Annotated in this window: 11 protein-coding genes and 1 pseudogene; 8 read left to right on the top strand and 4 right to left on the bottom strand. The window is 36.7% G+C overall.

What is annotated here, in order from left to right:
• Positions 1–449: 449 nt before the first annotated feature.
• On the bottom strand, positions 450–1,886 hold the full coding sequence (gene mobQ / locus F894_RS14435; RefSeq protein ID WP_005248576.1) for a MobQ family relaxase: 1,437 nt from the start codon (positions 1,884–1,886) through the stop codon (positions 450–452).
• Positions 1,887–2,095: 209 nt separating this feature from the next.
• Between mobQ and F894_RS14430 the strand changes: the two genes are divergently transcribed.
• The 3 genes from F894_RS14430 (at position 2,096) to F894_RS14420 (ending at position 3,220) form a co-directional block, all read left to right on the top strand.
• Complete coding sequence (locus F894_RS14430) at positions 2,096–2,362, top strand: hypothetical protein (protein WP_006581723.1); 267 nt, start codon at positions 2,096–2,098, stop codon at positions 2,360–2,362.
• Positions 2,363–2,379: 17 nt separating this feature from the next.
• Positions 2,380–2,610 carry a hypothetical protein gene (locus F894_RS14425; protein ID WP_005108773.1) on the top strand — a complete coding sequence of 77 codons (231 nt, stop codon included), beginning with the start codon at positions 2,380–2,382 and terminating at the stop codon, positions 2,608–2,610.
• Positions 2,611–2,719: 109 nt separating this feature from the next.
• Complete coding sequence (locus F894_RS14420) at positions 2,720–3,220, top strand: YqhA family protein (protein WP_005108772.1); 501 nt, start codon at positions 2,720–2,722, stop codon at positions 3,218–3,220.
• Positions 3,221–3,776: 556 nt separating this feature from the next.
• On the opposite strand, the pseudogene F894_RS14995 reads toward F894_RS14420, so the two are convergent.
• Positions 3,777–3,995, bottom strand: a pseudogene (locus tag F894_RS14995) (BrnA antitoxin family protein); the annotation flags it as partial.
• A gap of 140 nt (positions 3,996–4,135) precedes the next feature.
• Here F894_RS14995 and F894_RS14410 point away from each other — a divergent pair.
• The 5 genes from F894_RS14410 to F894_RS14385 all read left to right on the top strand — a co-directional run bounded on the left by F894_RS14410 (position 4,136) and on the right by F894_RS14385 (position 8,409).
• Entirely contained in the window at positions 4,136–5,113 is a 978-nt protein-coding gene (locus F894_RS14410) for a TerC family protein (RefSeq protein ID WP_004761028.1), read from the top strand.
• A gap of 179 nt (positions 5,114–5,292) precedes the next feature.
• Positions 5,293–5,613, top strand: coding sequence for a type II toxin-antitoxin system RelE/ParE family toxin (locus F894_RS14405; RefSeq protein WP_005248555.1), 321 nt, complete (start codon positions 5,293–5,295; stop codon positions 5,611–5,613).
• On the top strand, positions 5,606–5,878 hold the full coding sequence (gene nadS, locus F894_RS14400; protein ID WP_004641921.1) for a NadS family protein: 273 nt from the start codon (positions 5,606–5,608) through the stop codon (positions 5,876–5,878). Before F894_RS14405 ends, nadS begins: the two co-directional genes overlap by 8 nt.
• A 617-nt stretch (positions 5,879–6,495) precedes the next feature.
• The gene (locus F894_RS14390) at positions 6,496–6,705 is read left to right on the top strand and encodes a hypothetical protein (RefSeq protein WP_004282305.1); all 210 of its coding nucleotides are present in this window, start codon (positions 6,496–6,498) and stop codon (positions 6,703–6,705) included.
• A gap of 249 nt (positions 6,706–6,954) precedes the next feature.
• A complete protein-coding gene (locus tag F894_RS14385) occupies positions 6,955–8,409 on the top strand; it encodes a SulP family inorganic anion transporter (protein WP_004282306.1) in 1,455 nt (484 codons plus the stop codon).
• Positions 8,410–8,690: 281 nt separating this feature from the next.
• Here the strand turns inward: F894_RS14385 and F894_RS14380 are convergent, their stop codons facing one another.
• Together F894_RS14380 and repM are read right to left on the bottom strand one after the other, a co-directional pair.
• On the bottom strand, positions 8,691–9,242 hold the full coding sequence (locus F894_RS14380) for a plasmid replication DNA-binding protein (RefSeq protein ID WP_223182242.1): 552 nt from the start codon (positions 9,240–9,242) through the stop codon (positions 8,691–8,693).
• A gap of 60 nt (positions 9,243–9,302) precedes the next feature.
• The gene (repM, locus tag F894_RS14375; protein ID WP_004811812.1) at positions 9,303–10,226 is read right to left on the bottom strand and encodes a replication initiation protein RepM; all 924 of its coding nucleotides are present in this window, start codon (positions 10,224–10,226) and stop codon (positions 9,303–9,305) included.
• Positions 10,227–10,399 lie beyond the last annotated feature (173 nt).

The following is a 10,399-nucleotide window of genomic DNA, read 5'->3' as shown; positions in this document are numbered from 1 at the left end:
TATTGGTAGGTAAACGTAGTCATATTGGTAGGTAAACGTAGTCATATTGGTAGGTAAACGTAGTCATATAAGCTCTAGAAGCCTTTATTTACAAAGACTTGAGCCTCTCTAAAAGCATTTAAAAGCTTAAAAATAATTAAAAGCCCAGGGAGTAAAAAATTGCCCTTGGTTTTCGCTTCGCTCAAACTCTATTGAATCTCGCTTTCGCTCGATTCGTTGGGGCAATTTTTGGTTAATATTTTCGTGACTTTTAGAAAAAGCAAAAGCAACTCGGAATTCGCTTCGCTCATGAACTTTTTTTCTCGCTACGCTCGATTTAAGAATCAAATTTGGAAAGTTCGCACCCATGCGGGATGCTCTGGTATGCAGGTGATTGATGGATAGGGAGCTTGTAATCAGGGAAAGGAAAGGGCAAATTTTCTCAGTTCGCTCGTAGACACTCGCTCTGTTTAGCGACTCATGCCACGAGATTTCATTCTAGGTGCATGTTGCTGTGCTTTGAGTTGTTGTTCTTGTCTGAGTTTCAGCTGTTGTTCTGCTTTGATCTCATTCACACATTTTTTAATGACTTGATAGGTTGAGTATAGAGTCTGGTATTGCTTGGCTTTGGCCGGATGTTGTTGTTGGTACTGCTTCCAGGCATGTTCTTTGAACTTTTCATTTTCCAATAAATCCTTCACACCATTTTTTTTCTGGTATTCATGTCTGCCTTTCAGTTGCTTGTGCTCTTGATAGAGTGCATTACGTTGTGCCTCCCAAGCTTTTTTTCCAAACAGCAATGGTTTGTTCTGGCCTAATTCGTTGTGTTGATCCACCAGGCTTTGCAATTTGTCATGACTTTGTTTCAGTCTGTTTTTCACGATGTCTTGGGCGAGCTGCTGACTAAACTCATTTTTATGCTTTTGCATCTTGCCCAAGGTGTTTTCTGCCTTTTTAAAAACATCCTGCATAAATTCTAGGTCTAGATTCGCCTCTTTTGCGCTGATTTCGCGATTTAGCACTTTGCCAAGGGTTTCCCTCTGTTTTTCTTCAAACAGGGCTTTTTCGTCAATTGGTGGCGTTTTAGCACTATTTTTGATTTGGATCTGCTGTTCAGTTTTTAGTGTATTGAGTTTGATCTCATTTTCAGCAATCAGCAGATCCATATTTTTGCCGTATTGCAGCTGAGCCTGATTTCTCTGTTTGATTTCGTCATTGCTTCGGCTGATTTCGGTCTTAATCCCTTTTCGGCGCAGTTCGGTGACTTTCGGCCCTTCGTGCAGCGTGGCTTCTAAACCATTCTCCTGGTCTTTGTAGCTGCGGTGGTCGACTCGGGCAGTGTATCCAGCCAGATCCAGGTGCATATTGCAGATATCGGCAAAGTGTTCGCGCCAGTGTTCGATTTCTCCACTGTGTTTCTGATCCAGTTCCCGGGTTTTCTCTGTAAAACCTTCTGGCGTAAGTTTACGTGTGCTCATTAGGATATGGGCGTGATAATTGCGCTCATCACTGCCGGATCCGGTATGCGGTGCATGAATACAGGCATCGACTGCTACCTGATGTCTTTCCACGATGCTGGCACATAATTCTTCGAGCATGGCCAGACGTTGTTCCTGGTTCAGTTCACTTGGAAAGGCAATTTCAAATTCCCTAGCTACAGTCGAGTTTTTTCGGGTTTCCCGTTGTTCAACTTCGTTCCAGAGTTTTTCTCGGTTTTTTAAATGTTCTGGTGCGCCTTCGGGTAAGTAAATCTCTTTGTATTCCACCCCGGTTTTTCGGCTGTAGTCATGTTCTCGGCCTTCACGTTCACAATAGATCTTTTCACCTGCCCGATAGGCAATCGCAGCAGTGGCGGATCGCCCTGCTGATCGTGCTACGGTTTTGACTGAAAAGTGGTAAATCGCCATGCTTGTTTTTCGCTTTTAAATTTTCACGTAGTGAAATACAACCGTGGATACGGTTGTTGGGGTATTGGGGGAACCCCAATCGGACTTGCAAACGAAGTTTGCATAAGTGCGCTCTTCGAGGAAAACATTACTATACATATAGCACCTTGAATGCATATTCAAGTGCGCTTATGTTAGGGATGGTTTCCCAGGATGATGGTATTGGATTAATGAGCGTTACTGAAACACTAGACAGCAAAATTAAAGCCCAGGAAGAAAAGCTGAAACAGCTTAAAGCTCAAAGACAGGCAGCACTTGCAAGAGAACGTGCTAAAGAGAAAGAACAGGCTCGTAAAGATGATACTAGACGCAAAATTCTAATCGGATCTTGTATGCTAAAAATCACTGAAGAAGATGAACAGGCCCGGGCAAAATTGATTGCACAGATGGACAAGTATTTGACTGATGAACGTGATCGTAAGCTCTTTAATTTATAAGTGATAGGAAATCAATCATGGCATTGAGCCAATTCGATATTATTAAGTCTTTAGGTGAATCTATTGAATGGTTTGAAAAAGAACTCTCTTGGGGAATGCCTATTGCAGAATTAAGGCATTTAACAGGAAGAATTGGGGAACTTTATGTAGCTATGATGACCTTAGGACAATTAGCTGATTCAGTTAATCAGAGAGGTTATGATGTAGTTTCCAGTACTGGACGGCTTTGTTGCACAAAGATATCATAACTATATGATTTTAAAAGTTTTGATTATTTTTCGATCCAAAATTAAATTTATTTAAATCAGATGCTTACATATTTATGCAACAAAGCCTCATTTTAAGGGATGTTATCAAGTGCTACAAAATTTTTTTGAAAAGAGTAGATTTTTAGTTATTATAGTTATTATAAATTGCATAATATCTTCTATTTTTTTATATTTATCAACTATATATCTTCTAATTGATGCAATAATTTTTATTATAAAAAATATATATGCAACTAATTTTGAAGTAAAAATAGTTGTTGTTAAATTTTTAAAAATCCTCGATGTCTCGTTAATTGCTATTACATTTCATTTAATTTCAGCAGGTTTTTATAAATTATTTATTCAACAAGCTATTTTTGACAATAGTTCTTTTCTTAAGACACTATCAATTAATAAGTTTCATGATCTAAAAGTTATTATATTACATGTATCTATTGTAGTTATAGTCATCTTGTTTTTAGAAGATCTTGTTGTTTTTGGTGGAACTTTAGCCAACTTATATGCTGGTATTTCTTCTAGCCTAGTCATATTAGCAATAATTTTTACTTGTAAGCTATTCGATAATGATCATCACAAAGACGATGAATAACTTAAATCGCAAGGACTCATTTATAATTACTCTTTTATTTGAGCATTTAATTGAAGTTAAGATTAGAGATCGTCATGTATTGAGAAAAAATGTCTGATTCAAACTTCACTAAACTCAAAATTGCGTCAAAGATTGCAGCTTCAAATAGAAATACTGCACTCTTTCTTTAATCAAAAAATCTGCATGCTTGGTTTTTCCATAAGAAAAAAACCAAAAAATGATCCAATATTCTTAGAAACTGCCAAAAATTTTCTAAAAAAATCCCGATCAGGATTCGGAACTTTTCTAACTCCAAATGGCTTTGTTGCACAAACCTAGCCATTCTGAATTAAAAAAGCTGGATGAATACTTTGTTGGGCTGAATGTGATTTCGGTTGAGAAAGCAAATTCAAGTTTTATTTTTCGTTGTGACGGCTTAGACAGCCCTGAAAAAATTATTCTAGCTAATAATTTATTAGAGGAAATTAATCAAAAAATCTATTCTAATTATAGATTAATTTAAATTTTCCTAAAGTTTTTAGAAAATCAAAAATGGGAGCTTAAACTCCCATTTTTATTAATGATTTTTTAAATCTTTTAACATTGCTTCACGCAGAATTTTATTCATGCGTGTCTGATAGCCTTTCCCTTGTGCTTTTAACCATGCAAGTACATCAGCATCAAGACGAACAGAGGTTTGTTGCTTTACTGGACAATAAAATTGCCCATGACGAATAGCATTACTTCAGTCTGTAATTTCAGGAATATCTGATAGATCTAATAGCTCATCTGGTACATGTTTCGTATAAGCACCATTATGTTAAATGGGGGATTTATGAATTCTGAATATATCTTTATATGTAATAAATATTGACAAGTATTATTGATAATGAGCATATCTTCTCATATAAGCACAAGTATAAGCAGAGGAAAACTATGGACGTTCTATTTTCGAATTTTTTAGATAAACCTGTTTGGATGTGGATTTTCTTTATCCTTATTGTACTTGTTCTGCTTATTCTAGATCTTGGAGTATTTCATCGTAAGGTAAGAGAGATTGGTGTTAAAGAAAGCTTAGCACTATCAGCATTTTATATTACATTAGGTTTACTTTTCGGCGCATGGGTGTGGTGGTATCTCGGACCCACGGCAGGGATTAACTATGTAACCGGTTTTGTAATTGAAAAATCATTAGCGATGGATAATATCTTTGTCATTGCAATGATTTTTTCATATTTCTCGATACCAAGAATTTATCAGCATAGAGTCTTATTTTGGGGAATTATAGGTGTAATTTTTCTAAGAGCTATCATGATTGGCGTGGGCGCAACACTGGTCAGCCAATTTTCATGGGTTCTTTATATATTTGCAGCCTTTCTTATTTTTACAGGGATAAAAATGTGGCTAAGTGTTGATAAAGAATATGAAGTCGGAAATTCTCCTATTTTGAACTTTATTAAAAAAAGATTTCGTGTCACTGAGCAGCTTCATGCAGAGAAGTTCTGGGTGAAAAAGATTGATCCAAAAACTAACCAATTAACCTGGTTTATGACACCACTTTTTCTAGCCTTGATCATGATTGAATTTGTAGATCTGATCTTTGCAATAGATAGTGTTCCTGCGATTTTTGCGATTACGACAGATCCATTTATTGTTTATACTTCAAATATTTTCGCAATTTTGGGATTACGTGCTTTATATTTTGCCCTATCAGCAATGGTCGACCGCTTCCATTATTTGAAGTACGCATTAGCAGTATTGTTAGTCTTTATTGGATCAAAAATTTTTATAGCTGATGGATTAGGTATAGCAAAAATTCCACCGCCAGTCTCCCTTTCGATCACGTTCATCATCTTGTTTACAGGAATTCTATACTCTCTTTGGAAAACAAAAGATCAAAGTACTCATAGGTAAAAATTACAATCCTTTAAATAATTAATAGCTACCAATAAAACAGTGGCTGTTAATTATTCTGATTATAAGTTTTCCTAAAATTAACATAATACGGATTATGCGAAACGAGAGCCTACAGCTCTCGTTTTTTCGTTCTAAAACTGCTAACATTCTTATACGCCATTGACGTACTTCAACCTATGTTATTTATTGAAACCAGTATTTTTACCAAGCAAATTAAAGAGCTTGTGAATAATGAAGAGTATCGTCAGCTTCAGCAGGATCTCTTGGTACAACCTGATAAAGGTGACTTAATCAAGAATGGCGGTGGCATTCGTAAAGTACGTTGTGCTCAAGGCAATAAGGGTAAAAGTGGCGGTATCCGGGTGATCTATTATTGGGTCGCAGAAGATGATCAGATCTTTTTCCTGGTGGCTTATCCAAAGTCAGTAAAAGATAACCTGACTGATAAAGAAACATCGATCTTGCGTCAATTAGTGAAGGAGCAATTTCATGGATAACAACTTATTTGATGACCTGGTTGCTTCGATTAAAGAAGCTGGTGCAATCAAACGCAATGAAATTAAAGCAAGCCGGGTAACTGAGCTTGAATTACCAGATATTAAAGAAGTACGTGAGAAAACAGGCTTAACCCAAGCTGAATTTGCTGCACGTTTGCATATTAGCGCGAGAACCCTACAAAACTGGGAACAAGGCCGTCGCTATCCGACTGGTCCTGCAGCGACTTTAATTCGTATTCTAGATGCTCATCCGACTCTGATCTAAAGAGTTTAGATAATAAAAAACCCCGGCATCCTGCCGGGGTTTTTCGTATTGGTTCGCTCGGTATAACTCCTGTCCTACCTTACAGTCCTTGTGCTTATCTATTGTTATTCTTATATGGAACTTCCTGTTCCCGATGAGTTCATAATAGTAAAATTCACCTATCCTGGACAGCCGCAAAGAGCCGAGTTTCATGTGAGCCAAAGCGTACGAAATAGCCTAAATTTTATCCCCAGCAATTGGGGATAGTTTTGGAACCTGGATCCGCATGGAATGGGCACTGATTGTCAAATTGATCATTTATTAATCAAATTTCTTGGCAAAATGTTACAGATCCGCCTAAAAACTCACCAACTTATTACAAAAGCCAATTTTTGTGCATTTTGTGGTCAGGGTGAAATTTTTAAGTTGTTGATTTCAAAATTAATATACAAGTGTATTGCGTATAACCACCATTATGTTAAATGGATATAAATTTAGTGGATTATTCATGCTTCCCCTTGAGAAAAACTTGCAGATCCCTTTTTAATTTGCAATTCTTGCTACTAAGGGTGTCTAGCTAAGCTAAGGCAGGTGTTAGTTGTAGTCGGGCCGCTACAATATTGATGAAGAGCACCTGTATGTTTAATTTCAAGATTTTTAATAAAGTCTCTACGGAAGTATTGACGATCAAAAATGACCTTCAGCTTAATGCTGAGCTGCAATTAATTAATAAATATAAAACGGCTATTTCTGAAGATTATAAACAGGCTATTGTTTTGATCTTTAAAGAACGTGGCTACACACGTTTGGAAATAGGTCAATTACTTGGGGAGCTAAAAGCTTCATAAAATACCGATTAAACAAAGCTTGGATATAACATCCAGGCTTTATAAAAAAGTACCTAGCTGTTACCCTTGTCCTGATTTTTTTACTCTAAAAAGTTCCTTCATCTTATGACACCTACGCCACCTTAAGTTTATTTACCCTCTTAAATCTGTAAATAACTCATCACTGTCTAGTGATGTGGTGTAGTCGCTTGTGTGTTGTATATATCACATCACTAGCCTATCTGAAAAATTAAAAAACAGGCTATGTTTATGTTATCTAATGTCCGAGAACAGTGGTTCTCTAACATCCGTGGGGATGTACTTGCCGGATTAGTCGTCGGTCTTGCACTTATTCCTGAAGCCATCGCATTTTCAATTATTGCAGGTGTAGATCCTAAAGTCGGTCTATACGCATCCTTCTGTATTGCCGTCGTGATTTCTTTCGTAGGTGGTCGTCCCGCAATGATTTCAGCTGCCACAGGGGCTATGGCACTGCTTATGGTCACATTGGTCAAAGAGCATGGGCTTGAATATCTGCTGGCAGCAACAATTCTGACAGGCGTGATTCAGATATTGGCAGGCTATTTAAAGCTCGCCAAGTTAATGCGGTTCGTATCTAAATCTGTAGTTATTGGATTCGTAAATGCGTTAGCGATCTTAATTTTCATGGCTCAGTTGCCTGAACTGATTAATGTGACCTGGCATGTATATGCTCTGGTTGCCTTAGGTCTGGCGATTATTTATCTCTTTCCTCTGGTTCCCAAATTAGGAAAATTACTCCCTTCTCCACTTGTCTGCATCATTGCAATCACATTACTGGCAATTGCTCTAGGAATTGATGTACGAACTGTGGGTGATATGGGATCGTTACCTGACACACTTCCAATGTTCTTGATTCCAAATATTCCTTTGAATATTGAAACATTGATGATTATTTTGCCTTATTCGGTAGCACTGGCGGCTGTAGGTTTACTTGAATCGATGATGACAGCAACCATCGTGGATGAAATGACAGATACGCCAAGTGATAAATATCAGGAATGTAAGGGACAAGGGATTGCGAATATTGCTTCTGGCTTTATGGGTGGCATGGCCGGTTGTGCCATGATTGGCCAATCTATGATTAACGTAAAATCAGGCGGCCTTACACGCTTATCAACATTCTCTGCCGGTATTTTTCTTCTTATTCTGGTTGTATTTATTAGCGACTGGCTCAAAGTGATTCCAATGGCTGCATTGGTAGCGGTAATGATCATGGTCTCGATTAGTACTTTTGAATGGAGTTCTGTCACTCAGTTAAAAGATAATCCTAAGAGTAGTAATATCGTCATGATTGCGACAGTGATTGTAGTTGTTGCTACGCATAACTTGGCTCTAGGTGTATTAACGGGCGTATTGCTTTCAGCCTTATTCTTGGCGAATAAACTTGAAAATGATATCCAGGTGACAGCTTCTTTTGAAGGAACAGCCCGTTTATATGATTTGAGAGGTCAGATCTTCTTTAGTTCTTCTGAAAAGTTCATGCAAGGTTTTGACTTTAAAGAGGATGTAAAGGATGTGATTATTGACTTGACCCATTCTCACATTTGGGATGTAACATCAGTCGCCATGCTTGATTCTGTTGTAAATAAATTTCAAAAGAATGGTGTGAATGTCACTGTGCGTGGCTTAAATGAAGCCAGCTCTATTATGATTGATAAGTATGGAACACATGCCAGAATCTAAGCGCAGGAGATTTTACGTTTATGTAGACTCTCTAAAATTAACATAATACGGATTATACGAAATGTGTTATAATTTATTTTGAAATTCATATACTTATTTCAAAGTTTATAGCTCGAGCATCACTGTTCGGGCTTTTTTTATCTTTTTTAGTGTTCCACGCTTAATAAATAAGCAATGTTCCACGATTTTATTCAGTTTCAATAAACATCATCCGGTTTTTTGAGGAGTCATTATTTCATTGCTGGCAATGAAATTGGCTCATCAAAAAAGTGGAGTGCTGGCTAACCATAAGGAAGGAAGAAACGGCTCAGGAAGCCCCTTTTTTTAGGTTCAGGCTCAATATGTTCAGGGATAGGGATCCGTTTGTTCTCAGGAGTAGTCAATCCGTCATAGTTTGATTCATCCTGTGACCGAGGATCTGTTGCTATATTCGAATTAGTAGATTCATTTAGCTGATTAATATTTTCTTGTTTTGGCTGTTCTAAGGTGCCTTTAAACTCAATTCTGTGAGTAAGATCTTCAATATGTTGCATCAAAGACTTTTCTCTTTGATTTGCTAAATCTAACTGATTTTTGAGTAAAGAAATCTGATCTTTTAATACATTTTCAACTTCAGATTGAACGTGTACCTGTACATCCTTCTGAACTTGTTCAGTGCGTGTACTGGACTGAACACTGATTGGATTGCCATAAACTCTAATAAGTTCCGATAAGTCTATAAGACCATCATGATCTCTTGATAATTCACCATTTTTTAAAGCCTCATATATTGTTGTACGTGATTTTTTAAAGGCTTTACTTGCGTCCATGACGCTGAATTTTGTTGTGTTCAATGTAATCCCTCAGTGCGTGTACAAGGATGTTCGTGTGAACATCCAATCTGAACATGAAGTTTATTTTGTATTAAAGCCTACTTTCTTTAGATAGGGGAGTAGTTCTTCAAATTTTTGTGGATCTCGTAGCATTTCAGAAATTCGAACTGCAAATTGTGAGTAGCTTTCAGTACCTTGAGAATATTTATTCATATCTGGAAGCTCAGATAATTTACTGGCAAAAAGATGACACTGTGCATCGGTAAATTTTGAGAAAATCTCAAGAGCAGTTTGCTCTTTAGTATGAGCTATAACGACTTTTTTCAGTTTAAAGGTGAATGAAAAACCAGAAATATTACGTCCCTTTTTATGTTGCTGACATTGGACGTTAATATCCGTATGTTCATTAATTTGAGCAATAGCTAAATTTAATACTCGATCTTTAAAATTTCCCATTCTTGTATATTCATCATCAAGAACGCCTATTTTTTGTCTGAACTCTGCAAGTTCAATAATAGGAGTTTGACCCGTACTGCGCCAAGCAATTAATAATTCATATAATCGCACAGCATAAGCGCTGCTGAGATTACTAATCTGTTGTAACTCATATTTAGTAAATTGTTCTTCTAAACGTGTAATAAGTGGCACGATTGCAGGGGCAAATATTAACTTTACTGTAGCTTCATCGTCGATATATCTAATTTCGCTGACCCAACGACTTAAAACATTCTCTACATTTCCTCTTTTATTAATTTCTTGATAGCTAAATTGACGTACAAATAGATCTTTACAGGCATCTTTTAACGCTTGGTAAGCTGTTTGTCTTGCAACATTAAATTGATTTACATAACTCTCAGCATGGACTTCTAAAGGGTCATTTGCATTGATTCCCCGACCACTATCTCTTGCTTCAACGATAGCTAATAAGATCAAACGTTGTTCTACTAAGTCTAAGTTATAACTCGCATTAATTAATGCATTGTCTTTAACTACTAAGTCCCGCATTCTATTTATCTACATTATTACTTATGAATATAAATCTATAATAATAAATATGTAGATTAATGCAAGGTAAACGTAGTTAAATCTACAAAAAAAATAATGTAGATTATTGGTAGGTAAACGTAGTCATATTGGTAGGTAAACGTAGTCATATTGGTAGGTAAACGTAGTCATAT

Source organism: Acinetobacter sp. CIP 51.11 (genome assembly GCF_000369665.1).
In the GTDB taxonomy this organism is placed as follows: Bacteria; Pseudomonadota; Gammaproteobacteria; order Pseudomonadales; family Moraxellaceae; genus Acinetobacter; species Acinetobacter lwoffii_S.
The sequence above is the reverse complement of the archived record's forward strand: the minus strand, read 5'-3'. Positions and strand labels throughout refer to the sequence as shown.

Coding starts and splice junctions, on each gene's coding strand:
- mobQ (WP_005248576.1), bottom strand. CDS start 1,886: ATGGCGATTTACCACTTTTCAGTCAAAACCGTAGCACGATCAGCAGGG.
- F894_RS14430 (WP_006581723.1), top strand. CDS start 2,096: ATGAGCGTTACTGAAACACTAGACAGCAAAATTAAAGCCCAGGAAGAA.
- F894_RS14425 (WP_005108773.1), top strand. CDS start 2,380: ATGGCATTGAGCCAATTCGATATTATTAAGTCTTTAGGTGAATCTATT.
- F894_RS14410 (WP_004761028.1), top strand. CDS start 4,136: ATGGACGTTCTATTTTCGAATTTTTTAGATAAACCTGTTTGGATGTGG.
- F894_RS14405 (WP_005248555.1), top strand. CDS start 5,293: ATGTTATTTATTGAAACCAGTATTTTTACCAAGCAAATTAAAGAGCTT.
- nadS (WP_004641921.1), top strand. CDS start 5,606: ATGGATAACAACTTATTTGATGACCTGGTTGCTTCGATTAAAGAAGCT.
- F894_RS14390 (WP_004282305.1), top strand. CDS start 6,496: ATGTTTAATTTCAAGATTTTTAATAAAGTCTCTACGGAAGTATTGACG.
- F894_RS14385 (WP_004282306.1), top strand. CDS start 6,955: ATGTTATCTAATGTCCGAGAACAGTGGTTCTCTAACATCCGTGGGGAT.
- repM (WP_004811812.1), bottom strand. CDS start 10,226: ATGCGGGACTTAGTAGTTAAAGACAATGCATTAATTAATGCGAGTTAT.